The sequence below is a fragment of the Erythrobacter sp. S43 genome (assembly GCF_057364955.1).
In genome coordinates this window covers 2,145,787-2,169,808 of record NZ_CP200285.1, presented here as the reverse complement: position 1 = coordinate 2,169,808, position 24,022 = coordinate 2,145,787, and the positions used below count along the sequence as shown (strand labels likewise).

Here is a 24,022-nt window from a genome sequence, read left to right as displayed (position 1 = left end):
ACAAATCGCCAAATGACTTAAACGAAGGGCGATTAAAGTTAATAAAAGAGCTCATAGGAGACGAAAAAATGGCATTCCGTACAATCGCTCTGGCAACCGCAGCTGTTTCGCTCGCTGCCGCACCAGCAGTCGCAGAAGCTTCGCTTGAGCGCGCCAGCGCTCCTGTTGAAGGTGAAGCTCTTGGCGGCGAAGGCAACGGCACTGGCGTAATCATCGCCATCGGTGCTGCTGCTGCAATCATCGCCGGTATCATCATCGCTGCAAGCGACGACGACGACGATGCGGTCAGCCCCTAAGGTCGGACCAAAACCAGTTTCAAAAGGGCTCCGTTTACGGGGCCCTTTTTTTGTCTGCGGTTCAGAGGCGAGATTGTTTTGGGCGGTGAGGGAAAAAAGGAAAGCGCTTCGCTCTTCTAGGCCAGGAGCCCATTGGCTGAAGCGTTGCAAGAGTGCCAATAGTGTCACGATTAGTTGAGCGTCGATTTGCGATGGCTATTCGCTTGGCGCGGTCTCATCAGTGATCTGCGCCTCACCCTCGGGCTCCGCTTCGGTGTCAGACTTGTCGACCTTCGCCTCCTGAAAACGCATCAGGAAAAGCGACCCCTCAAACAATACTAGCAAGGGCACAGCCAGGATCAGTTGAGAGCCTGGGTCCGGCGGGGTCACAATTGCCGCCAACGCCACCACCCCTACGATCACGTAACGCCGAGCGCCTGCAAGCTGCTCGCGCGTCACAATCCCGGCTCTATGCAGAAGCATAAGCAGAACCGGCAAAAGGAATGTGACACCAAATGCCAGAATGAACTGCATCACGAGATTGAGGTATTCTCCGGCCGCCGGCAGCGCTTCCACGTCCAGCCCACCAGCATCACCTCCGAATCCGAGAAAGAAGCGGAACGCGGTTGGCATCACGACGAAGTACGCAAGCGATGCACCACCAATAAACAGCACTGGCGTCGCGATCAGAAAAGGCAGAAACGCGCGTTTTTCTTTGGCATAAAGTCCCGGAGCGACGAACGCCCATAACTGGTTCGCGATGATCGGAAAGCTGACCATAAAGCCGGCGAACAAAGCGACTTTCAAATCTACGAAGAACAGCTCCGGTAGCTTGGTGAAAATCAACTGCCCCTCGCCCTCAGGAAAGGCATCCTTGAGCGGCTGGACCAGAAATCCGAGGATAGGGTCAGCGAAGTAAAGGCAGATCCCGAAGCCAACCGCCAGCGCGAGCACACAGCGCACCAATCGCCCGCGTAACTCGATCAGATGATCGAGCAGCGGAGCGCGCGATTCGTCGATGTCTTTGATCTCGAATGCCATGCCCTGCGCCTACTCCTCATCCGCCTTAGGCGGGGTTGCGGGTTTTGGCGTGGTTGGTTGGGGCTGGGCAACCGGCGCAGGCTCGGCTGCCTCTGCCGAAGCCGAAGGGATATCCAACCCATGATCAGCCGGACTGTCGTCAGGGCCGCCCAAAGGATCGCCGGACGGTGGAGGTCCACGCATCTGGTCCATCTCGGCCTCAGACATGCCAGCGGTTTTGCGCATGATCTCGTCGTTCTGCGCTTTCCACTTTTTCTCAAGATCCTCCAATTCGGCCTCGCGCACCATCGCATCAACGCCGGTGCGGAAGTGTGAGGATACCTTGCGGATCTTGCCGATCCAGCGGCCAGCGGTGCGCATGGCGAGCGGCATGTCTTTCGGCCCGATCACAAGGATCGCGACGATCACAATGACCAGTAATTCAGCTGCGCCGATATCGAACATCGCGGACCTTTATCTCAGCTGTCGCGTACACATGTGGCGCGAAGCTGGTGAGATCAATTGGCGGAGTCGGTCTTCTCGCCGGTCTTGGTCTCGGTGGTGGCTTCTTTCGCAGGCGCTTCGATCTGGGCTTTGGCCGCGGGTGTATCATCCACCTCTTCAGTCATACCCTTCTTGAAGCTTGAAATGCCCTTACCGAAATCGCCCATCATCTCCGAGATCTTCCCGCGTCCGAACAGGACCAGCACGACCAGTGCTACGATGAGGATTTGCCAGATACCGATACCGCCCATTGCGAAGTCTCTCTCAAAATTGCTTTACATCTATATAGGCGCTGTCGAGCGGTTGTGCCAGCGCTCTATCAATCAGGCGTCAGGTTCCGCTTCACACTCGCCCTGATCACCCTCGTCACCTTCACCGTCATCCTGCGTTCCTGCCGCATCCATTGCCTCTTCAAAGGCATCATCGACCGGATCAAGCAGACCGGTGGCACGCAGCTCATCAATACCAGGTAAATCGCGGCGAGAACCGAGGCCGAAGTGATCGAGGAATTCTGGCGTTGTGGCGTAGATGACCGGGCGGCCCGGCACTTCGCGGCGGCCTGCCAGCTTTATCCAGCCTGCCTCCATCAGGACATCGAGTGTGCCCGAACTGGTCTGCACACCGCGGATCGACTCGATCTCCGCACGGCTGACCGGCTCGTGATAGGCGATGATGGCAAGCACCTCAGTCGCCGCACGGCTCAATCGGCGGACCTGTTCACGCTCCGTGCGTAGCAGATGCGCCTGATCCGGAGCGGTCTCGAAATGCCAGCGCTTGCCGCGTTCAACCAGATGAACACCGCGGGTGGAATAGTGCTCTGCCAGCGCCTTTAACCCTTCGCGAACGCTCGCATTGTCGAGATTGCCCAGATGCTTGGCAAGAGCATCCACAGCCATCGGCTCCTCGGCCGCAAACAAAGTCGCCTCCAGCGCGCGCTCGATCGCGTCAGGAGCCATGTCCGGCTGGGGCTGCTCTGACGCAGTTTCTTCAGTCACGCTTTTGCTGCCTCTTTCACTCGCCGGATGCGCAGCGGCTCGAACGCTGCCTCCTGATCCAGCTCGGCCTTGCCCAGCCGCGCCAGTTCCAGTGCTGCGACGAAGCTGGAAGCGAGTGCCGATTTGCGCAGCGCAGGTTCGGCGCGCGGGGGTAGGAAGTCGCGAATATCCATCCAATCGAGTGTGACGCCCAGCATGGCGGAGACACGGTCCAGCGCGCTGTCGAGCGTCATTACTGGCCGATCAGCCACTTGATAAATGCGCGGCGCAGTCCGGGCCTTCACCTGTCCATAGGCCTGGATCAGCGAATAGGCATCGGACTTCCACAAGGTCTTGCGGTCAATCCGCAGCCCCTCTGGTTTGCCGCGCAGGAAGATATCACGCCCAATCCGGTCGCGCGCCATCAGGCGGGCCGCCGACTCGCGCATCGCGCCCAAGCGCTGAAGCCGCAATTGCAGGCGCAATGCGAGTTCTTCGGGGCTTGGATCTTCCTGTTCTTCCTTGGGAAGCAGCAACGCGGACTTCAGGTAAGCAAGCCACGCTGCCATGACGAGGTAGTCTGCCGCCAGCTCAAGCCTCAGGGCTTCAGCACGCTCGATATAGTCGAGATATTGATCGACCAGAGCGAGGATCGAAATCTGTCGCAGATCGACCTTCTGACGGCGCGACAGGTCTAGCAGCAGGTCTAGCGGGCCTTCCCACCCGTCCAGCTCCAGATAGAGTTTGTCCTCGACAGACCGCGCGCCGCGCCGTGCGGCATCATCCGCAGGCCAGCTTTCGGGCATCTCAGCGGTTGGCTCGCTCGCGCCAGCTGCTTCACCCGTCAGCATGAAGCCGTCTTCAGTCGAAGCACTCATCCGGCGTCTCCAGCGAGCTCTAGCAGCGCGTCGCGCTTGGCCAAGAGCTGCGGCTGCTCGTCGGGGATGGCATCCGCGATGCTGGTGCCTTCAAGAGCAGCATCCAGCTTGGCAGCGACCGCATCACTCATGGCCGGCAGAACATCGCAAACACCCTTCATGTCATCCATCTTTGCCCAGCAATTCAGGATGATATCACAGCCAGCCGCATGAGCCGCGACAGAGCGTTCGGGGATCGTGCCATCGAGCGCTTGCATATCGATATCGTCGGTCAGCAGCAGGCCTTCAAAGCCGATCTCACCACGAATGATGTCTTTGATGATCGTGCTCGAGAGCGTAGCGGGATTCTCCGCATCCCAGACGGGGAACAGCAGGTGCGCAGTCATGCCGATGGTCGCGGAATTCAGCGCGCGGAACGGTGCGATATCTTGCTCCAGATCCTCCACACTGGCCTCGACGCGCGGCATTTCCTTATGCGAGTCGACCAGAGCGCGGCCGTGACCCGGCATATGTTTGACGCAGCCAGTGACACCGCCATCGGAAAGCCCGTCCAATATGGCCCGGCCAATCGCGGCAACCTGCATCGGATCGCTGCCCAAAGAGCGATCGCCAATTGCGTCAGTAGCGCCCGGTTGGCGAACATCCAGCGGTGGATGATAAGTGACGTTTATACCCATTGCGGAGAGTTCAAGCGCCATTGCGCGGGCGTTTACCCGCGCTGCCTCAATCGCGCTTGCCGGTGCGACTTTGTACAGCAGATCGAAGGCCTCGCCCGACGGGTAAGGAGACCAGTGCGGCGGACGCAGGCGCGCTACCCGTCCGCCCTCTTGATCGATCGAAATGAGCAGGCGTTCGCGCCCATGTAATTCGCGCAGCTCATCGGTCAGCGCGCGCAATTGTTCCGGAGTCTCGCAATTGCGACCAAACAGGATGTAGCCCGCCGGATCAGCCTCGCGGAAGAATGCGCGCTCATCGGCCGTCAGAGAGGGGCCAGAACATCCGAAAATTGCCGGAACCATGGCGAAACTCTCGCAGGCAGGCTCTTTTCAGGCAAGCAATAAGCCGCTCATCCCGCGCGGATTCGTGGGGAAAACGCGCGGATAAGGCGGTGCGCTTGGTTTGACCCGTCCTGAAATGGATCAGGGTTTGACCTGACAAGGCAATCCGTCGGCCTTCAAAGCGTTACACAGCTTGTCTGCCGTAGCACGGTCGCTGGCGACCGCTTGCAGGCGATAGACAGTGCCGATGTCGGCCTGACCCTTCACGATGCGATAGCGGACACCTTCCAAAGCGGCGCTGCTCGCGGTCAAAGTGGCCCAACCCTGCTGAGCACGCTTTTCGCTGCCATAGGCGCCGACCTGCACGCCGACGCCGCCGCTGCTCGAGGATGCCTGCTGTGAACCGCTTGAACCATTCGAGCCAGCACCATCAGAGCCGCCACTCGCCTGCGCGCCGCTGGAGCCTTCGTCCCCGTCGCCATCGCTCTTATCGGCCATTTTACCGTCGGTGGTCTGGCCTTCGCCAACACCCGGAGCGACATTGCCGGTGCCTTCGAATTCCTTGCCGCCGGGGTCCTTGGGCTTCACTTTGTATGGGCCGTCGGGCGCCTCGATCGTGCTGCCATCGGCGACGACCTCGGAGTCGTTCGCACCCTTGCTAAGATACCAGATGCCGCCGACCATCGCGCCGAGCAGCGCGAGCAGGATCACGAAAAAGCCGCCAAACTGCACCCAATCAAAACCACCCGTGTCCTCGTCCTCATCGGACTCAAGCCACGGCAGGCTGTCATCTTCGCTCAGATCAAGCTCGCCTTCGGCATTCTCGATCTCTTCAATCGCGTCGTTATCACCTTCGATCATGGCTGACCCCGCGTCCTTGTTAGCCGCGCTGCATAACCGGCAACGCGTCCCTTACATTGATTCAACGGCTTCAACGCCAAGCACGCGAAGCCCATTGCGGATCACCTGCCCGATTGCGTCTCCGAGGAAAAGCCTTGCGCCGGACAAACCCTTATCGTGTTCCACGATGAAGCGCTTTTCGGTGTCCTTGTTACCTAACGTGTAGAACGAATGGAGCTCGGCTGCCAAATCGTAGAGGTAAAAAGCAATCCGATGCGGTTCGCGCGCCTTGGCAGCGGCTTCGATCTCACGCGGGAATTGCGCGGCGCGCCGGATCAGAGCGATTTCCTCGTCACCCAGCTGGCCTATTGCGTCTGCGCTAGGCGTGATGCCGTGTTCGTCGGCCGCTTTGCGCGCCGAACGCCGCAGGCGAGCATGCGCATACTGGACGTAATATACCGGGTTATCCTTCGACGCTTCGACCACCTTGGTGAAGTCAAAATCCATCTGCGCTTCGGGCTTGCGGGTCAGCATGGTGAAACGCACCACATCCTTGCCCGTTTCGTCGCCCAATTCATCGATCATATCAGCGATGGTGACGAAATTCCCCGAGCGCTTGGACATTTTGAGCGGTTCGCCATCGCGCATCAGTTGGACCATCTGGACCAACTTCACGTCGAACGGAGTCTGAACGCCCTTCCCTTCCGAAAGCGCAGCCACGGCCGCCTTAATCCGTTTTACAGTACCAGCATGGTCCGCGCCCCAGATATCGATCAGAGCGTCGGCCTTTTCCGCCTTCTGCATGTGATAGGCGAGATCCGCTCCGAAATAGGTCCAGGCACCGTTCGATTTCTTGATCGGCCTGTCCTGATCGTCACCGAACTTTGTCGAGCGGAATAACGGCAGTTCCACCGGCTCCCAATCCTCTGGTGGGGCCTTGCCTTTGGGCGCTTCCAGCACGCCGTCATAAACCAGATCGTGTGCGCGCAGCCACGCTTCGGCTTCATCCGGCTTACCCGCTGCATGCAAAGCTGCCTCGGAAGCGAACACATCGTGGTGGATGTTGAGCAGAGCGAGATCAGACTTGATGACTTCCATCATCTGATCGACCGCTTCATTGCGGAAGGTAATCAGCCATTCGCCTTCGTCAGCGGCGGCGTACTGATCGCCGAATTTCTCGGCCAGCGCCTTGCCCACTGGGACCAGATAGTCGCCGGGATATAGTCCCTCGGGAATCTCACCGATATCCTCGCCCAATGCCTCGCGATAACGCAAATGCGCCGAGCGGGCGAGCGTATCGACCTGACCGCCTGCATCGTTGATGTAGTATTCGCGCGTCACGTCATGCCCGGCAAATTCGAGCAGATTGGCAAGCGCATCGCCGACCACCGCGCCGCGGCAATGGCCCATATGCATGGGGCCGGTGGGGTTGGCTGAGACATACTCGACATTGACCGAAGTGCCCTCGCCCATCGCCGTGCGGCCATACTCGTCACCCAATGCGGGGATGTTCTGAAGTTCGCCCAGCCATGCCGATGGATCAAGGCGCAGATTAATAAAGCCCGGCCCCGCGATCTCCGCGCTGGCAATGGTTGGTTCCGCTTCAAGCTTGGCTGCAATCGCTTCAGCCAAAGCGCGCGGATTGGTCTTCGCAGGCTTGGCCAGCACCATCGCTGCATTGGTTGCCAGGTCGCCATGCGCCGCATCGCGCGGCGGCTCCAGCGTCACATTGGCAAAGGACGTGCCTTCCGGCAGCGTTCCCTCAGCGACCAACGCCTGAAGAGCGGTTTCGATTTTCGCCGTGTATGCGGCGTAGAGAGTCTGTGTCTCGGACATAAATCAGTGCGCCTCCGCAAAAGCAGAGGCCTCCTTGTTCCATGACCCCGCCTTTGCGGGGAGTCACAATTTTTTCAAGGGTTCGCTTAACGCGTCGCGTTGTAAGCGAGTTGTGCTTCGGTCAGCTGGAAACCCACGAGCATCTCGAAGCGCGTGCGCGCAATTGCGGCCTTCACCTCGGGATTGGCCAGCGGATCAAGCGCGGCCTCGGGGTCTCCGGGGCGTCGTCGCTTGGTGATGCGTTCACGAATGTCTTCGGGAAGCGATGCGGCAGCGCGATCGACGAATGACCCGGCTTTGCCGCTTGCACTTGCGCGCGCTTCACCGTCGGCAAAGGTCAGCGTGAGCTCACCCAAGCGCTTGGTCACAACAGCGCGGCCGCCCTGCAGGACGGTCACAAAGTATGGTAGCGTGACCGTACGTGCACCGGACGTATCCGCACGGCGAGCATGCACATCAAATGTGGCCTCGCTGTACACTTTCGCGCCCGTGTCATCGCATGATGAGCGAAGATTGGTCATCGAAGCCGACACATCCAAATTGCCAAGCGTCGGATTGCCCGCGCCACGGAACAGGGTCATGTCACCAAGATAATCAGGGATGCCCACAGTCGGGCATGTGGTCAGCACCGATGTGATACCAACGCCCTGGTTCACAACCAGTTCGCCGGTCTGCGCGCAGCCTGCCAATGCGGCAGCAGCGGTAAGAGCGCCAAGGGTACGAGTGCGCAATTTCATCAAGGCCGTCCTCAATATTCGATCAATTCAAAACGCAGCGTTGATCCAATTCCGCTGCATGTGCTTGCTCGCCCTAGCGAGACGCGTCGCAAAGCGCTAGATGCAACCACATGAACGCCTCATTTCCAAATTCGCAAGCGGATGGTGGTGCGACCACCGCCGAGCGCCCGCCTCTCAATCTGCTTATCGCAGCCCCACGCGGCTTTTGCGCAGGGGTAGATCGGGCGATCGAGATCGTAGAAAAAGCGCTCGAAAGGTACGGCGCACCGGTCTATGTCCGGCATGAAATCGTCCACAACAAATATGTGGTCGAAGGGCTGAAAGCCAAAGGCGCAATCTTCGTCAAAGAGCTTGATGAAGTTCCAACCGACGCGCCGGTTGTGTTCAGCGCGCATGGTGTGCCCAAATCGGTGCCTGCCGAGGCAGAGCGTCGCAACATGATCTATGTCGATGCGACATGCCCGCTTGTATCGAAGGTGCACCGCCAGGCAGAACGCCAGCTGGAAAAAGGGCGTCACATCATCTTTATCGGTCACGAGGGCCATCCCGAAGTGATCGGCACAATGGGTCAGGTCGAACCGGGTCAGATGACTCTGGTCGAAAATATCGAGGACGTGGACAAGCTCCCTTTCGATAGCGACGAGCCACTCGCCTACCTTACGCAGACCACTCTTTCGGTCGATGACACCCGCGAAGTGATAGACGCGCTGGAATGGCGTTATCCGAACATTCGCGGGCCCAAGGCGGAAGACATCTGTTATGCAACCTCAAACCGTCAGGCTGCGGTGAAAGAACTGGCGCGTGATTGTGATCTGGTGCTGGTGGTCGGTGCGCCCAATTCATCGAACTCGCTACGTTTGGTCGAGGTGGCCGAACGGCTGGGCACACCGGGCAAACTGATCCAGCGCGCAGACGAGATCGATCCATCGTGGGTTGACGGTATCGAGACGATCGGCCTGACTGCGGGTGCTTCTGCCCCAGAGGTTTTGGTCCGCGAAGTGGTGGATGCCCTGGCGGCGCTGCGCCCTCTGAACGAGCGCGAAATCACGCACACCGAAGAAAAGATGGTGTTCAAGCTGCCGCGCCAATTGACCGAGTAAGAAAGCGCGCAAAATGGCGGTTTACACCCATCTTGGCGCAGAAGAGCTTGGCGCTTTGATCGCGCATTACGATGTCGGCGAGCTTGTCTCTGCCAAAGGTATTGCTGAAGGCGTATCCAACTCGAACTGGCTGATCGAAACGAGTGCGGGACGGTACATCCTGACGATGTACGAGCGGCGCATTGACCTTGCCGACCTGCCTTATTTCCTTGGCCTCCTCGATCATCTGTCAGCAAAAAACTGCCCGGTTCCGCGCACGATTCATGACCGCGAGGGCGCCGCGTTCCGCATGGTCAATGGCAAGGCGGTGGCGCTGATCGAATTCCTTCCGGGGGTTTCCCCGACCCAACCTACGGCCGCGCAAGCACACGCGGTCGGCGCAGTTCTGGCGCACCTGCATCTCGCGAGTGGAGATTATGGCCTGTCGCGAGCCAACACGATGGGGTTTGAAGACAATCTTCGCGTGCTTGAGGCATGCGGTGAAGCGGGGCTCGCATCGATCAACGCCGAGCTACCCTCTGTGTTAGGGCCGGCGCGCACAGCGGCGGACATTGACCTCTCATCGCTCCCCCAAGCGAACATCCATGCCGATCTGTTTCCGGACAATGTCCTGATGCTCGGCAATCAGGTTAGCGGGCTGATTGACTTCTACTTTGCCTGCACCGGGGCAATGGCGCTGGATCTTGCCACGACGCACGCGGCCTGGAGTTTTGATTCCAGCAACGCATACAGGCCCGATGTGGGCGCAGCGCTGCTTGAAGGATACGAAACGGTCCGCGAGTTGACTGAGCAAGAGCGCGCTCTCCTGCCCGCAATCGCCAAAGGGGCAACGCTGCGCTTTGTCGCCAGCCGTGCCGAGGACTGGCTTGATACTCCCGACGATGCTTTGGTGACGCGCAAGGACCCATTGCAGTTCGTGTCACGCTGGGACTTTTACGACAAAAACGCGGAAGAAGTGTTTGCGAAACAGCGTTTGAGCGGCAAGGACTAAGCCCATGAAACGCGTTGAAATCTTCACCGATGGTGCCTGCAAGGGCAATCCCGGCCCCGGCGGCTGGGGTGCTTTGCTGCGCATGGGCAAGCACGAAAAAGAGCTTTCGGGCGGCGAGGAAGACACCACCAACAATCGCATGGAAATGACCGCGGTTATTCAGGGCCTCTCCGCTCTGATTGAGCCGTGCGAGGTCGATCTGTATTCTGACAGCAAATATGTGATCGACGGGATCACAAAGTGGGTGCACGGCTGGAAGAAACGCGGTTGGGTTAATGCCAGCAAGAAGCCCGTGCGCAATGCCGATCTTTGGCACGATCTAATTGAGATCACCGCCAAGCATCAGATCGAATGGCACTGGATCAAAGGGCATTCTGGCCATCCGGAAAATGAGCGGGTGGACCAGTTAGCGAGTGGCGAAGCTGAGAGGATCGCCAGCGAGGTTAGTTGATCAAATACAGCCGAGGGCGGGAATCCGTGATTCCCGCCCCCGTCCTACAATTTCCTAATGTCGCAACAATCTGCTGCGCCAAGCTGATTAGCTGTTGTCTTCCACCGGCGCACCGGGGCCGTTCTTCTGGATCGACTTGATCGCGTTCTGCGCGCTCGTCTTGCTCGAATAGCCTTCAGTCGAGAACATGATTTCCGAATTGTATTTGAAGCGGACGCGGAACTCGCCCTTCTTGTCTTTGTAGATTTCGAACTTGTGCGCCATGTCCCATCTCCTTCGTTGGCCTACCGAGTTTTCCTGACAGATCGCTGTTCGCTTGGCTAGGCGGATTTCGCCTTGGAAACATCGTGATACCTATCCGGCGCATACATTGCCGGATCAATCGCCGCCGTCATGACGTCGAATCCCTGCCCTAGGGCAATCTGCGCGGCCAGCCGCGCCGCTGCTGGCGCAGTTTGGATGCCAAAGCCGCCCTGCCCCGCGAACCAGAAGAACCCCTCAATCTCCGGATCGGCGCCATAGACCGGCAAGCGATCAGGCGAGAAACTGCGCAAGCCCGCCCAGCGCCGCTCCACCGCTTCTATGTGCCAGTCGGTCACGCTCTGGAACCGGTCAATCGCTAGCGCCACGTCGATCTCTTCGGGCGCCGCATCGCATGGCTCGGTTGGGATTTCATCGTGTGGGCTTAGCCATAAGCGGCCATTGTCCGACTTGAAGTAGAACCCGCCATTGATATCGAGCACCAGCGGCAAGTCTTCAGGAGCCGCAGGCGAAACGCGCAATTGTGCGACCGTGCGGCGAAGCGGGTTTATGCCCAGCGTCTTGGCACCAGCCAGCTGCGCCATTGTGTCTGCCCAAGCACCCGCAGCGTTGATGACTGTAGCTGCGCGGTATTGCGCACCCGCCTCGTCAGTGATGCTCCAAATGCCGTTCTGTCGTGACAAGCTGGCGACCCGCGCACGGCAGACCAGTTCTGTCCCACCTTGTTTCATCGCCTTGAGGTAGTGCTGGTGCAATCCTGCCACGTCGATATCCGCACAGGCTGGCTCCCAGATCGCATCGCACCATTCTTCGCGCGTTTGTGGTACGCGCTCGGCCAGACTTTCACGCCCTAACCGTTCAATGGTGACGCCTGTGCCTTCAAACCGTTCGACGAAGGCATCTATCTCGCCTTTATCTTCGGCCCGTCCGACATACAGCGCGCCGCGCCCACGCAGAAAACCGTTGTCGCGCAGGAATGCCCCCGATGGTAGAGTAAGCGGCACTACGCCCGGACCACCATAGCATTCCTCCCAGAATGCCGCCGAACGACCGGTCGAATGGTATCCGGGCGCATCTTCAGCCTCGAGCACCAGCACGCTGGCATGGGGTGCGATCTCGGCCGCGATGCTCGCGCCCGCCATCCCCGCTCCGATCACGGCAAAGTCGTACACCCGCTCCGACATGCTCACCCTTTGGGCGCCACCCGATCAAGGAAATCCGCAAACGCGTCCATCACACGGTCGCGCACAGCATCCACCTCGCGCAAGACTTCGTGGTGGGCTTCCTCGCCCAGCTCCAGCAGTTCGCCCTTGGGCAATCTCTCTGCAGCACGAACATTGGCTGCATGGCTCACAAGCTTGTCCGATGTGGTCGATGCGATGAACACCGGCACCTCTACACCTTCCATCGCGCCGGGTTCTTCCAGCATGCGCCAAGAGGCATAGGCACGCTCAACCCAATTCCAGCTCGCTGGGCCCATCACAATCTCAGGCCGCTTCTCGCGCCACCAGGATTCGTCTTCGTACCGGTCAGGGTCATGGGTCAGCAGATTGGCGCGGTCAGCGGGAAGTTGTCCCGGCTTCTCGCTCCATTTCCATGCCTGACGTTTGGGATTGCCGACACGGGTCATCAATTTGGCGACACCGTGAAGCATGGGCAGCGGCAATGGCGGTCCGTTCATACCCAGCATCGGCGCGCTCAGCGCAACCGCAGCCGGCGCAATTCTCTTCTCAATCAAGGCACGCATAACTAAGTGCCCGCCCATCGAATGCGCGATCATTACATGCGGGCCGGGCACTTCGGCTTTCCATGCCTCCCATTTTGCGGCGAGATCATCCACCCAAACAGCAAAGTCTTCGATATGGCCGGTATAGGCATCATCCCCCAACCGTCCGCTGGCGCCCTGCCCGCGCCAATCGAAAGCGGTTACGCGCCAACCGTCACGGTGCCATTCCTCAAGGCTTTCGAGATATTTTTCGTAATTGTCCCCACGGCCAGGCATGAACAGGATTGATCCGCGCGAGTTAACCGCGTCGCCCCTTTTCGCTCCGGCCCAATCAATTCGCCGCACAGAATGTCCATCTGGAAGATCCCAACGGCTTTCTTTTGCGGCAGGCGGAATGGTGCGTCGATCAATCGGCGCATCCCTGTCTGGCTTGGCTACCGCCTCTGTTTGACTCGTTTGGCTAATGGGAGCCCTCCGGTGTTGGTTACTTTTTGGTAAGCACTGCCCTGTAGCAACACCCTTGAAAGAGACCCGAGCGGGATATCCGCACGGCATTCTAACGGGGGCAAAATGCTTACGACGTACCTTCACTACGGGCTGCTGATTGCCTTGGCAATTGCGCTGGTCTTTGCTGCGTGCACGGACATTAAGCGACGCCAGATCGACAATTGGCTGAACATCGCCATCGCAGTAGGTGCACCGGTTTTCTGGTGGACCAGCGGGCTTTCGCTGTGGCCAGATGTGGCATTGCAGCTCGGTGTCGCGTTGGGCGTGTTTGCTGTCCTTTGCGCCATGTTCGCAGCCGGCATGATGGGCGGCGGTGATGTGAAACTGCTGACCGCGCTGGCGCTCTGGATCGAACCAATAGCGTTTATGCAATTGCTTATCATCATGGCAATTTCAGGCGGCATCCTGACGATCGTCATGGCGGCCTACCATTTCCTTCAGAACTCCAAAGATCGGCTCGCGATTCCATACGGCGTGGCCATCGCATTTGGAGGCCTTTGGGTCCTTGCAACCAATTATCTCCCTGAAACGGCACATGCAGCTGTGACCGGGTGAACCCGATTTTAACCATTCAGACCTTACTGATCGCAACCATACCCGCCCGCTAACCATCAATGGGCACGAAAAAGGGGGCTTAGAAAGCCATGGACAAGAAGAAGCTGGTTCTGCTGCTAGGAGCGCTGATCGTTGCGGTCGGCACTGCGTTTGCAGCCCGGAGCATGTTTGCTGGAAACGCAGCACCCGAAGTTGTCGCCGCTGAGCCGGCTGGCCCATCGGTGCTGGTTGCAAAGCGCGGCCTTCCCGCAGGTACGATCATCACCGCCGATGCGATGGTTTATCAGCAGTGGCCTGAAGAGTTGGTGCAAGACGCCTACTTCATGGAAGGCGAATCTGACATGGACTCGCTGGTCGGTACAGTCGTTCGTCATCCGATCACAGCGGGTGAGCCTGTGACTCAGGGATCGCTTGTCAGCCCCGGCGATCGCGGCTTCCTTGCTGCGGCGCTTGGCCCGGGCATGCGCGCTGTGACCGTTCCGGTCTCAGCCCGTACCGGTGTTGCTGGCTTTATCTTCCCTGGTGACCGCGTCGATCTTGTCCTGACGCAAACGGTCCAAGGTGAAGGCCGTCCTCTGAAAGCCGCCGAAACGGTATTGCGCAATCTGCGCGTTCTGGCGACCGACCAGTCGACCGAGCAGACCACAGACGAAGACGGCAAAACGATTGTTCGTGCATTCCGTACTGTGACTTTGGAAGTGACGCCGAAGATTGCCGAGAAAATCTCAGTCGCACAGACCGTTGGTACGCTCAGCATGGTGCTGCGTTCGCTAGCCGACAATCAGGCAGAGCTTGAGCAGGCGATTGCATCAGGCGACGTAAAAATCCCTGACGGCGCGACGCCTGAAGAAGAAGAGCGTTTCATCCGCGCGGCTATGGGTCGCCCGGTTGACGGCAAGTCAACTTTCGCAACCGGCGGTGACGTCTCACGCTTCCAGCGCAAGTCGATCCCTGAAGATCGCGATGAAACACGGCGCAAAGAGCGTGCTCGTCGCGACGCCGAGAACAAGGCTCGTGCAGCCCGCGCTGAAGCCATGGCAGAACGCCGCCTGGCCATTCAGGAAGGCCGTAATCCCAACGCTTCCGTTCCAACTGGGCCGACTGTTCGTGTGACCCGCGGCAAGAAAGTCTCCGAGGAAGCGGCTGGACGCACACCATCGAACGCTGGCGCAATGCTGCGTGAAGGTGGCGACAACATTCGCCGTGCCGGACAGGCTGGCGCCGGATTGATCCGGTGAGGAGACCAGACATGCCGATCGAGACCAACACTCTGCCACTTCGCACGGAAAAACCCATGGGGGGCCGTAAAATGAAACGCTTCAATGCCAAATTGCTGCTGGCCGGACTGGCCGTTGCAGGCCCGCTGACTGCGGTGCCGACAACGACCGCGACCGCGCAGCAAGTCCAGCGCCCTTCACAGGATGTAGTCCTGTCGATCGGCCGCGGCGAGTTGATCAACATCCCTGGCACCATGGCTGACGTGTTCGTCGCCAATGATGCTGTGGCCGATGTACAGATCAAATCGCAGCGTCAACTTTATGTGTTCGCCAAATCGGGCGGTGAGACCACTATCTACGCCAGCAATGCCGCTGGTGCAGTGATCTGGTCCGCCAATGTTCGTGTGGGTTCGAATATCGACTCTGTTGATCAGATGCTCGCTCTGGCCATGCCTGACGCCAAAGTCGGCGTGGCGACCATGGGCACAAACACTGTGCTTCTGACTGGCACTGTCGGCGCACCTGAAGACGCAGCTGAGGCGGAACGCCTTGTGCAGGCGTTTCTTGGTGAAGAAGCCAATGTCATCAGCCGCCTGAGAACGGCAACGCCGCTTCAGGTAAACCTGAAAGTGACCTTCGCAGAAGTCAGCCGTTCGCTGGTTCGTGAAATCGGCGCAAACCTGACTTCGGCAGACAGCGGCCCAGTCGCTGGTGTGGCTGACAACGGGTTCAAGTTTGGTGTCGGCTCAGGCCGCGGCGCAGTTGCGCAATACACCCCGGGTGGTCCCGCTGGCGTCAACGTTACCGATGGCGCTGACGGCACGACGGTTATCGACTCGATCGAAAACGGCACTACTCTCGCTGGCCTTGGCAGACTGTTCGGCCTGGATCTGGCGGGTACGCTCGATCTCGCAGAGAACCTTGGTCTGGTGACCACTCTGTCCGAACCGAACCTGACCGCGCTCTCGGGCGAAACGGCGACGTTCCTTGCGGGCGGTGAGTTCCCGATCCCGATTTCACAGGGTCTGGGCAACGTATCGGTCGACTTCAAGAACTTCGGTGTCAGCCTCGCTTACACGCCGACGGTTCTGTCGAATGGCCGCATTTCGATGCGCGTTCGTCCTGAAGTTTCAGAACTGTCGTCACAGGGTGCGGTAAACCTCAACGGTTTCCAGATCCCCGCGCTGACCACACGCCGGACCGAAACCACGATCGAGCTTGGCTCTGGCCAAAGCTTCATGATCGCTGGTCTCATGAGCAACAACGCTCAAAACAACATCGAAAAGGCGCCGGGCCTCGGAGACATTCCGATCCTTGGCAACCTGTTCCGTTCGCGCTCTTTCCGCAAGGGTGAGACCGAACTGGTGATCGTTGTGACGCCGTATCTGGTGAAGCCGGTTGATGCCAAAGACATCCGCCTGCCAACCGATGGTTTTGGTGCCGCAAACGAGCTGCAGCAGCTGCTCGGCTTCCGCGACAACAACGGCAAATCGGGCGCAACCCGCCCTGGCCCGACCTCCACGCAAGGCAACGCCCCTGCGCCGGGTGTCAGCAGCGCCGATCCGGCCGCCATCACACCGAACAATCCGCCCAAACCGCGCAATGCGGGCAAGAAGGGCAAGAAAAAAGACCGCTCGGCTGAGAACGCCGCTCCGGGCTTCAGCCTCTAAGTGAGAAAGGTGATACCAATGCCCTTTGCAGTAAAAAACAAACTGACCGGTGCTGTTGCCGTCTCGCTTGGCCTTGCGCTTGCAGGTTGTGGCGGAATGCCGAGCAATCCGAGCCTCTACTCCACCAAGCAGGCTGTGGTTGAACGCACCAACTACACGTTTGATGTGAACACCAACACGAGCGGCCTCGCTATCTCTGAACAGCAGCGTTTGAACGGCTGGTTCGAGGCGATGGACCTTCGCTACGGTGATCGTATCGCGATCGAGGATCCTTCGGCCAACCCGGCTGTGACCACTGCGGTCAACGATCTCGCAAACCGCTATGGCATCGCAGTTTCGACTGCCGCTCCGACGACCGAAGGCTTTATGCAGCCCGGTCAGGCCCGCGTGGTTCTTACTCGTTCGACCGCTTCGGTTCCGGGTTGCCCCGACTGGTCGGCCAAATCGGACATGAACTACACCAACGGCACGAGCCCTGGCTACGGCTGCGCGGTCAACAGCAACTATGCCGCCATGGTCGCCGATCCGCAGGATCTGCTCGAAGGCAAAGAAGCCAAGGGCGGCAGCGTGATCGCAACTGGCAACAAAGCCATTGAGACCCTTCGCGAAGCCAAACCAACCGGTGCCGAAGGTCTTCAAAACGCCGCTGGCGGTGACGGAGGGAACTGATCAATGAACGCGCCTTGGAAATCGGGACTACCCGGAAATCGTGACGCCTTTGCAGCCTACATTTGTGATGATGCTGCTCTGGATATCCTGCGCCCTGTCGTCATCGAAATGGGCTGGCAGCCGGAAAAGTGTAACAAAGGCGGCCTGCGCAACGCGATCCAATCGCTCAGCGTCAGCGCCAGCCCGGCGATCCTTGTCGTTGACCTTTCGGAAAGCGGCGATCCGCTGAACGATATCAACGCTCTGGCCGAAGTTTGCGAACCCGGCACGGTTGTGATCGCCATCGGTCAGGTGAACGATGTTCGTCTGTATCGTGACCTTCTGGCCAGCGGCATTCATGACTACCTGCTCAAGCCGCTTTCGGCGCAGGCTCTGCATGATACGCTGAACCAGGCACTGGCTATCTTCACCGCGCCCAAAGCGGGCGACGATGAGACCGCCAAACGCCACATTTCGACGGCCATCGTTGGCACACGCGGTGGTTCGGGTGCTTCAACGCTCGCAACCTCGCTGGCGTCGCTCTTCAGCACCACGCACGAAGCGCCGACCGCTTTGCTTGATCTTGATGTCCACTTCGGCACCGGCGCTCTGGCGTTGGATCTGGAGCCGGGTCGCGGTCTGACCGATGCGATCGATAACCCCAGCCGTATTGACGGCCTGTTCATCGAGCGCGCCATGATCCGCGCCAATGACAATCTGTCGATCCTTTCGGCAGAGGCTCCGATCAATCAGCCGCTGATGACCGATGGCACCGCTTTCGTTCAGCTGGAGGAGGAATTCCGCCAGGCGTTCGAAATGACGGTTATCGATCTGCCGCGCAACATGCTGATCAACTTCCCGCATCTGCTTGCAGACGTGAATCTGGTTGTACTGACATGCGAGCTCACCCTTGCATCGGCACGCGATACGATCCGCATTCTCTCGTGGCTGAAAGCCAACGCAGCACATGCGCATCCGATGATCGTAGCCAATAAAGTTCAGCAGAATGTTGCAGAAATCAGCAAGGCCGATTTCGAAGCATCGATCGAACGCAAGATCGATTTTGTTGTCCCTTACGACATCAAAGCCGCTTCGAACGCTGCCAAGCTGGGCCAGACTTTCGTCGATGCCAACGCATCCAGCAAAGCCAGCTCTGCCATCAAGCAGATCGCTGAGCGGATCGTGGGTGCAAGCGAAGATGAGGACATGTCCTCTCTGACTGAAGAGAAGAAATCGCTGCTTGGCGGCTTCGATCTGAAGTCACTGCTGGCGAAGAAGAAGAACAAAGAAGAAGAGCCGGCTGAATAAGCGGGTTCCGTGATGGCCAGCGTTGGGATCATTCCCGGTGCTGGCAATCAAGGCCGCAAACTCAGCTTCCTCTAACCACCGCAATCAGGATCGACGTTCATGGATATCACACAGACATTGCTGATCACCGGCGTGATCTTTGCTGTGATCGTTGGCGCCTACTTCGCGTTGAACGGTTCTGGTGCAGGCAAAGCGCAACAGCGCCGTTTGGATGCCCTGCGTTACCGCCACTCGGAAAACACCGATACAAAGGTGGAATCGCAGCTCAAGAAAGCCATCGCTGCGCGTAAGCCAAAAGCGCACAAAGTGGCCGGCTCGGGCTCGCGTACTGAAGCGCTGGAAGGTCGTCTGGATCGCACTGGCAAGGGCTGGTCGCTGTCGCAATATCTGTACGGGTCGCTTGGCCTTGCGTTGGCGGTTGCAGTTGTTCTTTACATCCAGACGGGCGCACTTCCGCTGTCGTTGGGCGTGGGCCTGCTGCTTGGCGCAGGGATTCCACACCTTGTGGTCGGTTTCTTCATCAAGAAACGCACCAACGACTTTAACGCCAAGTTTCCTGACGGGATTGAATTGCTGGTTCGCGGTTTGCGCTCTGGCCTTCCCGTGACCGAAACGCTGGCTGTGGTGGCGCAGGAAGTACCCGGTCCTGTCGGGATCGAGTTCAAAGGTATCGTTGAGCGGATCAAAATCGGTAAGCCGATGGAAGACTCGCTTCAGGAAACCGCTGACCGCCTGGGCATTCCGGAATTCAACTTCTTCTGCATCACGCTCGCCATTCAGCGCGAGACGGGTGGTAACCTCGCGGAGACACTGTCGAACCTCGCCGATGTTCTGCGCAAACGTTCTCAAATGAAGCTAAAAATTAAAGCGATGAGCTCTGAATCGAAAGCTTCGGCGTATATCGTTGGTGCCCTGCCCTTCATCGTCTTCGGTCTGATCTACATGATCAACCCGAACTACATCGGCGGCTTTTTCACCGAGGACCGTCTGATCGTGACCGGCCTAGGCGGCCTTGTCTGGATGGGCATTGGCGTCGGCATCATGGCCAAAATGGTCAGCTTTGAAATCTGATCGGGGGCTCAGAATATCATGATCCAACAAGCATCCGGTCCAACGCTCCTCGGCTTTGACGTCATTGCCGTCGGGACGCTTCTTGCAGGGCTCGCAGCCTTTGCAGTCCTTTTCGCAATCTACACCGCGATCACCATCCGTGATCCGATGGCTAAGCGCGTCAAATCGCTCAACGAGCGCCGCGAACAGCTAAAGGCTGGCATCGTCACGCAGTCGGCGAAGAAGCGCGCGAGTCTCGTTCGCAAGACCGACACGACCGACAAAGTGAAAGATCAGCTGGGCAAGATGAAAATCTTGCAGGACAGCCAGATCACTGATGTGCAGCAAAAGCTGGCTTTTGCCGGGTATCGCAACAAAGAACTCGCTGTGGTCATCATCGGCCTGCGCGCCGTGCTTCCGATCGTGTTCGGGATTATCGGCTTCATCGTATTCTACATGGTCGATTTCTTCGAGTTCGGCGAAGGCTCGCTGAAGAAGGTATTTGGCTTCGGGGGCCTCGTATTCCTTGGCTATAAAGGCCCTGAACTGTTCCTCAGCAACAAGGCATCAAAGCGCACCAAGGAAATCCAGAAAGGTCTGCCTGACGCGCTCGACCTGTTGGTGATCTGCGCCGAAGCTGGTCTGACCGTTGACGCCGCGTTCAACCGCGTCGCCAAGGAATTGGGCCGCGCCTACCCTGAATTGGGTGACGAATTTGCCCTGACCGCGATTGAGCTGTCCTTCCTCAACGAACGTAAGCAGGCCTTCAACAACCTCGCTTATCGCGTGGATTTGGAAGCAGTCAAAGGCGTGGTCACCACCATGATCCAGACCGAGCGTTACGGTACGCCGCTCGCCAGCGCCCTGCGCGTGCTTTCGGCTGAATTCCGTAACGAGCGCATGATGCGCGCCGAAGAAAAGGCCGCGCGTCTGCCCGCCATTATGACGGTTCCGCTGATCCTGTTCATTCTGCCGGTTCTGTTCATCGTGATCCTTGGCCCAGCGGCCTGTTCGATCAACGACGCACTGCTCACCGACGAATAGTCGGGAGCAAGGTTGGCGCGAGCGCAGCGAAGCCCCCGCTCCCTGTGCTCGCGCCTTACCCTTCTGAAAGTTCGGTGAGGCTGGCCGCCTGCTGACGCATACGTTCCAGCAAGGTGCGAAACTGCTCCTGCTCCACCGCATCGAAGCCTTTGAAAAGCTCCTGCTCCGTCGCAAGCGCCAAGGGCATAACCTCTTCATGGATCGACTGACCTTCTCCTGTCAGTTCCAAGAGGTGCGATCGGCCGTCTTCCTTGTTCGGCGCACGCGCAATTAGCCCACGATCTTCGAGCACTTTGCACGCGCGATTGACGGCAACTTTGTCCATCAAAGTGGCCGAAGTCAGCGCGCGCTGGGTCAAAGCTTCGCCCCTTGCCTGCGCGTCGCCCAGCACCGCGATGATGCGCCATTCGGGGATCTTGAGCGCAAACCTCTTGCGGTACCTCTCAGCTATTAGGCTGCTGACCGCGTTTGATGCGATCGACAGCTGATAAGGCAAGAACCCTGCAAGGTGGCCCGCGCCATTGGCTTCGCCCTCAGACATGGTGTGTCGCTTTCATGGCAAGTGGTTTCCCATGAAACCAATCGCAAATGCAAGTCTGTCGCTCAACCGTAGCCGCGATCATCCCACCATGGGTAGAAGTCCGGCATATCCTCGCTGACTTTGCCTGGATACTTGGGTGCGCGCTTCTCCAGGAAGCTGGCGATGCCTTCCTTGGCGTCTTTGCCGCGCGAAAGGCGATAGATGGCGCGGCTATCAATCTTGTGCGCTTCCATCGGGTGGTCCGCGCTCATCAATCGCCACATCATTGCGCGTGTCATCGCCACCGAAATGGCTGAGGTGTTTTGCGCAATCTCCAGAGCGAGTTCGCGCGCAGCGGCCATCAGGTCGCTTTGCGCGTGGACTGATCGGACAAGGCCGCCCTTCTCCGCCTCGGCAGCGTCGAAAACGCGGCCTGAATAACACCACTCAAGCGCCTGACTGATCCCGACGATACGCGGAAGGAACCAGCTCGATGCAGCTTCCGGCACAATCCCGCGCCGGGCGAAGACAAAGCCGAAGCGCGCATTTTCGCTCGCCAGCCGGACATCCATCGCGAGCTGCATGGTTGCCCCCACGCCTACAGCCACGCCATTGCATGCGCTGATCAGTGGCTTCTTCGATTCAAACAGCCGCAGCGTCAGCAGGCCTCCGCCATCGCGGACTTTGGGGTCGCTCAGATCCTCAACCTCAGTCGGGTCAGAGAAGACATGGCCACCACCCTCTGGGGTCAGGTCGGCACCTGCACAAAAGGCTCGGTCGCCGCTGCCGGTGAAGATAACTGCGCGCACCGAGTCGTCTGCGTCGATATCGTCCATCGCCGCCATAATCTCCGCACCCATCGTGCGGGTGTAGGCATTCATTTTCTCTGGCCGATTGAGCGTAATGGTCGCAACTCCATCGCTCTTTTCGACGAGTATTTGTGTGTAGTCGGGCACGTGGACCTCTCTCCAATTGCGTCTCTTATTGGCACCATGAAGCATCGCAAAGCCCCGTCAGGCAACCCAAAATCCGAGTCGCATTGCGCAGCACGGAATTCTCACGTGTGAAAATTTCAAAGAAAGTTTGTGAATTGGCTTTTTTGGTCTAGGCTGCTCGTGTGCAAAGGGACGGCTGTTTACGACGCGGCCGGATATTGGGGGAAAATCTATGGAAGGCTACATTGCCGAGATCAAATTGTTCGGTGCGGATTGGGCACCGCGCAACTGGGCGCTTTGTCAGGGACAATTGCTTCCAATCAACACGAACCAAGCGTTATTCTCGATAATTGGCACAATTTACGGCGGCGACGGGCGCACGACGTTCGGCCTTCCCGATATGCGTGGTCGGGCCTCGGTTGGTCAGGGCACTGGACCAGGACTTTCGCCGCGAAGTCTTGGCCAAAAACTTGGCAGTGAAACCAATTTGCTGACCACAGCAAACATGCCGTCTCACAACCACAGCGTCGCGCTTAAGGGCGAGTCGACACCTGGTGACAGCAAGAACCCCAACAACAAACTGTTGGCCTTCGTGAACGGCGACAGCGAAGTCTATGCAAGGGCAGTACCTGAACAAGAGTACAACATGCATCCCGACTCGATCTCGCAGCAGAACGTCGGTGGCAATACTGCCGTCAACAACATGCAGCCGGCATTGGTGATGAACTACATCATTTGCCTGCAGGGCATTTACCCAAGCCGCAACTAAATTGGAAACGTCAGCGTGGAGCAGAGCTCCACAAAAATTCGGAGAGAAAAATGGATCCCTTCATTGGTCAAATCGTTATGTTTGGCGGAAACTTCGCGCCGCGCGGGTGGGCGTTTTGTAACGGGCAACTGCTTCCGATCGCGCAGAACACGGCGTTGTTCTCGATACTAGGCACAATCTACGGCGGCGATGGTCGAACGACCTTTGGCCTTCCGGAGTTGCGCGGCCGCGCAGCGGTTCACGCTGGCTCATCATCGGGCCCAGGCCTGACAAACCGTCCGCTTGGTTCGCGTGGTGGCAGTGAAACCAACACGCTCACGACCAACAATATGCCGTCGCACAACCACGCCGTCGCGCTGAGAGGCGAGTCAACGCTCGCAGATAGTAAGAACCCGAATAACAAGCTGTTGGCGTTCGTAGATGGCGATAGCGAGGTTTACGCAAGAGCAGTGCCCAACCAAGAGTACGCCATGCATCCGGACTCGATCTCACAGCAGAATGTTGGTGGCAATCAAGCGGTCAACAACATGCAGCCATACACGGCGATCAATTACATCATCGCGCTTGTGGGCACGTTCCCGAGCCGCAACTGATCGACCTACCGGGCATGCACTCGCTCTGCCTTAATGAATAAAAGGACAATCCCAACATGGATCCCTTTCTAGCACAAATCGTTATGTTCGGCGGCAACTTTGCCCCGCGCGGCTGGGCGTTTTGCAATGGCCAGATATTGCCGATCAATCAGTATCAGGCCCTGTTTTCTCTCTTGGGAACGACTTATGGCGGCGATGGCAGGACGAGTTTTGGCCTCCCAGAATTGCGAGGCCGTGCTCCGGTTCACGCGGGTGGGTCATCGGGTCCCGGCCTGACCAACCGTCCGCTTGGTTCGCGTGGTGGCAGTGAGACCAACACGCTCACAACCAACAATATGCCGTCGCACAACCACGCCGTCGCGCTGAGAGGCGAGTCGACGCTCGCAGACAGTAAGAACCCGAATAACAAGCTGTTGGCGTTCGTAGATGGCGATAGCGAGGTTTACGCAAGAGCAGTGCCCAACCAAGAGTACGCCATGCATCCGGACTCGATCTCACAGCAGAATGTTGGTGGCAATCAAGCGGTCAACAACATGCAGCCATACACGGCGATCAATTACATCATCGCGCTGGAAGGGGTCTTCCCGAGCCGCAGCTGATTTTCCATTAATTGGA

General features: G+C 58.5%; 28 protein-coding genes. 14 read left to right on the top strand and 14 right to left on the bottom strand.

The window, feature by feature from the left end; genetic code table 11:
- Positions 1-68 precede the first annotated feature (68 nt).
- Entirely contained in the window at positions 69-296 is a 228-nt protein-coding gene (locus tag AC0V6K_RS10560) for a hypothetical protein (RefSeq protein WP_472622013.1), read from the top strand.
- A 195-nt stretch (positions 297-491) separates the two neighbouring features.
- Here AC0V6K_RS10560 and tatC read toward each other — a convergent pair whose 3' ends face one another.
- From tatC to AC0V6K_RS10515, 9 genes are all read right to left on the bottom strand, one after another.
- Positions 492-1,316: a twin-arginine translocase subunit TatC gene (gene tatC, locus AC0V6K_RS10555; protein WP_472622011.1), complete on the bottom strand. Its 825-nt coding sequence runs from the start codon at positions 1,314-1,316 to the stop codon at positions 492-494.
- A gap of 9 nt (positions 1,317-1,325) precedes the next feature.
- The gene (gene tatB / locus AC0V6K_RS10550; RefSeq protein WP_472622009.1) at positions 1,326-1,760 is read right to left on the bottom strand and encodes a Sec-independent protein translocase protein TatB; all 435 of its coding nucleotides are present in this window, start codon (positions 1,758-1,760) and stop codon (positions 1,326-1,328) included.
- Positions 1,761-1,813: 53 nt separating this feature from the next.
- Positions 1,814-2,050, bottom strand: a complete 237-nt coding sequence (locus tag AC0V6K_RS10545) for a twin-arginine translocase TatA/TatE family subunit (RefSeq protein ID WP_472622007.1) — start codon at positions 2,048-2,050, stop codon at positions 1,814-1,816.
- A 72-nt stretch (positions 2,051-2,122) separates the two neighbouring features.
- Entirely contained in the window at positions 2,123-2,755 is a 633-nt protein-coding gene (scpB, locus tag AC0V6K_RS10540; RefSeq protein ID WP_472626116.1) for an SMC-Scp complex subunit ScpB, read from the bottom strand.
- A 35-nt stretch (positions 2,756-2,790) separates the two neighbouring features.
- Positions 2,791-3,579, bottom strand: coding sequence for a segregation and condensation protein A (locus tag AC0V6K_RS10535; protein ID WP_472626114.1), 789 nt, complete (start codon positions 3,577-3,579; stop codon positions 2,791-2,793).
- 68 nt (positions 3,580-3,647) lie between these two features.
- Complete coding sequence (gene nagZ / locus AC0V6K_RS10530; RefSeq protein WP_472622005.1) at positions 3,648-4,670, bottom strand: beta-N-acetylhexosaminidase; 1,023 nt, start codon at positions 4,668-4,670, stop codon at positions 3,648-3,650.
- Between the two features lie 120 nt (positions 4,671-4,790).
- Complete coding sequence (locus AC0V6K_RS10525; protein ID WP_472622003.1) at positions 4,791-5,510, bottom strand: SPOR domain-containing protein; 720 nt, start codon at positions 5,508-5,510, stop codon at positions 4,791-4,793.
- 51 nt (positions 5,511-5,561) lie between these two features.
- Entirely contained in the window at positions 5,562-7,325 is a 1,764-nt protein-coding gene (gene argS, locus AC0V6K_RS10520; RefSeq protein ID WP_472622001.1) for an arginine--tRNA ligase, read from the bottom strand.
- A gap of 86 nt (positions 7,326-7,411) precedes the next feature.
- Positions 7,412-8,062 (bottom strand): hypothetical protein, encoded by a 651-nt coding sequence (locus tag AC0V6K_RS10515; RefSeq protein WP_472621999.1) that lies wholly within the window; start codon positions 8,060-8,062, stop codon positions 7,412-7,414.
- Positions 8,063-8,172: 110 nt separating this feature from the next.
- Between AC0V6K_RS10515 and ispH the strand changes: the two genes are divergently transcribed.
- The 3 genes from ispH to rnhA are packed head-to-tail and all read left to right on the top strand — an operon-like array spanning position 8,173 to position 10,604.
- Positions 8,173-9,162 (top strand): 4-hydroxy-3-methylbut-2-enyl diphosphate reductase, encoded by a 990-nt coding sequence (gene ispH, locus AC0V6K_RS10510; RefSeq protein ID WP_472621997.1) that lies wholly within the window; start codon positions 8,173-8,175, stop codon positions 9,160-9,162.
- A gap of 13 nt (positions 9,163-9,175) precedes the next feature.
- Positions 9,176-10,153, top strand: coding sequence for a homoserine kinase (thrB, locus tag AC0V6K_RS10505; RefSeq protein WP_472621995.1), 978 nt, complete (start codon positions 9,176-9,178; stop codon positions 10,151-10,153).
- A gap of 4 nt (positions 10,154-10,157) precedes the next feature.
- On the top strand, positions 10,158-10,604 hold the full coding sequence (gene rnhA, locus AC0V6K_RS10500; protein ID WP_472621993.1) for a ribonuclease HI: 447 nt from the start codon (positions 10,158-10,160) through the stop codon (positions 10,602-10,604).
- A gap of 87 nt (positions 10,605-10,691) precedes the next feature.
- On the opposite strand, the gene AC0V6K_RS10495 is transcribed toward rnhA, so the two are convergent.
- From AC0V6K_RS10495 to AC0V6K_RS10485, 3 genes are read right to left on the bottom strand one after another with little or no spacing between them, the layout of a single operon-like run.
- Positions 10,692-10,868, bottom strand: coding sequence for a YegP family protein (locus tag AC0V6K_RS10495; protein ID WP_472621991.1), 177 nt, complete (start codon positions 10,866-10,868; stop codon positions 10,692-10,694).
- A gap of 56 nt (positions 10,869-10,924) precedes the next feature.
- A complete protein-coding gene (locus tag AC0V6K_RS10490; protein WP_472621989.1) occupies positions 10,925-12,049 on the bottom strand; it encodes an NAD(P)/FAD-dependent oxidoreductase in 1,125 nt (374 codons plus the stop codon).
- 2 nt (positions 12,050-12,051) lie between these two features.
- On the bottom strand, positions 12,052-13,056 hold the full coding sequence (locus AC0V6K_RS10485; RefSeq protein ID WP_486172692.1) for an alpha/beta hydrolase: 1,005 nt from the start codon (positions 13,054-13,056) through the stop codon (positions 12,052-12,054).
- A gap of 105 nt (positions 13,057-13,161) precedes the next feature.
- On the opposite strand from AC0V6K_RS10485, the gene AC0V6K_RS10480 reads away from it, so the two are divergent.
- The 7 genes from AC0V6K_RS10480 to AC0V6K_RS10450 all read left to right on the top strand — a co-directional run bounded on the left by AC0V6K_RS10480 (position 13,162) and on the right by AC0V6K_RS10450 (position 20,590).
- Positions 13,162-13,653: an A24 family peptidase gene (locus tag AC0V6K_RS10480; RefSeq protein ID WP_472621985.1), complete on the top strand. Its 492-nt coding sequence runs from the start codon at positions 13,162-13,164 to the stop codon at positions 13,651-13,653.
- 89 nt (positions 13,654-13,742) lie between these two features.
- A complete protein-coding gene (cpaB, locus tag AC0V6K_RS10475) occupies positions 13,743-14,891 on the top strand; it encodes a Flp pilus assembly protein CpaB (RefSeq protein WP_472621983.1) in 1,149 nt (382 codons plus the stop codon).
- A gap of 71 nt (positions 14,892-14,962) precedes the next feature.
- On the top strand, positions 14,963-16,540 hold the full coding sequence (locus tag AC0V6K_RS10470; protein WP_472621981.1) for a type II and III secretion system protein family protein: 1,578 nt from the start codon (positions 14,963-14,965) through the stop codon (positions 16,538-16,540).
- Between the two features lie 18 nt (positions 16,541-16,558).
- Complete coding sequence (locus AC0V6K_RS10465) at positions 16,559-17,209, top strand: CpaD family pilus assembly protein (RefSeq protein ID WP_472621979.1); 651 nt, start codon at positions 16,559-16,561, stop codon at positions 17,207-17,209.
- 3 nt (positions 17,210-17,212) lie between these two features.
- Positions 17,213-18,496, top strand: coding sequence for a pilus assembly protein CpaE (locus tag AC0V6K_RS10460; protein ID WP_472621977.1), 1,284 nt, complete (start codon positions 17,213-17,215; stop codon positions 18,494-18,496).
- A gap of 99 nt (positions 18,497-18,595) precedes the next feature.
- Positions 18,596-19,567 (top strand): type II secretion system F family protein, encoded by a 972-nt coding sequence (locus AC0V6K_RS10455; protein ID WP_472621975.1) that lies wholly within the window; start codon positions 18,596-18,598, stop codon positions 19,565-19,567.
- An 18-nt stretch (positions 19,568-19,585) separates the two neighbouring features.
- Positions 19,586-20,590 (top strand): type II secretion system F family protein, encoded by a 1,005-nt coding sequence (locus AC0V6K_RS10450; RefSeq protein ID WP_472621973.1) that lies wholly within the window; start codon positions 19,586-19,588, stop codon positions 20,588-20,590.
- Between the two features lie 55 nt (positions 20,591-20,645).
- Here the strand turns inward: AC0V6K_RS10450 and AC0V6K_RS10445 are convergent, their stop codons facing one another.
- Together AC0V6K_RS10445 and AC0V6K_RS10440 are read right to left on the bottom strand one after the other, a co-directional pair.
- A complete protein-coding gene (locus tag AC0V6K_RS10445) occupies positions 20,646-21,131 on the bottom strand; it encodes a MarR family winged helix-turn-helix transcriptional regulator (RefSeq protein WP_472621971.1) in 486 nt (161 codons plus the stop codon).
- Between the two features lie 62 nt (positions 21,132-21,193).
- On the bottom strand, positions 21,194-22,066 hold the full coding sequence (locus tag AC0V6K_RS10440) for a crotonase/enoyl-CoA hydratase family protein (RefSeq protein WP_472621969.1): 873 nt from the start codon (positions 22,064-22,066) through the stop codon (positions 21,194-21,196).
- Positions 22,067-22,277: 211 nt separating this feature from the next.
- Between AC0V6K_RS10440 and AC0V6K_RS10435 the strand changes: the two genes are divergently transcribed.
- Genes AC0V6K_RS10435 through AC0V6K_RS10425 form a run of 3 tightly spaced genes read left to right on the top strand, consistent with a single transcriptional unit; the run spans position 22,278 to position 24,006 of the window.
- The gene (locus AC0V6K_RS10435) at positions 22,278-22,814 is read left to right on the top strand and encodes a phage tail protein (protein WP_472621967.1); all 537 of its coding nucleotides are present in this window, start codon (positions 22,278-22,280) and stop codon (positions 22,812-22,814) included.
- 50 nt (positions 22,815-22,864) lie between these two features.
- Positions 22,865-23,407: a phage tail protein gene (locus tag AC0V6K_RS10430; protein ID WP_472621965.1), complete on the top strand. Its 543-nt coding sequence runs from the start codon at positions 22,865-22,867 to the stop codon at positions 23,405-23,407.
- A gap of 56 nt (positions 23,408-23,463) precedes the next feature.
- The gene (locus AC0V6K_RS10425; RefSeq protein ID WP_472621963.1) at positions 23,464-24,006 is read left to right on the top strand and encodes a phage tail protein; all 543 of its coding nucleotides are present in this window, start codon (positions 23,464-23,466) and stop codon (positions 24,004-24,006) included.
- Positions 24,007-24,022: the final 16 nt, after the last annotated feature.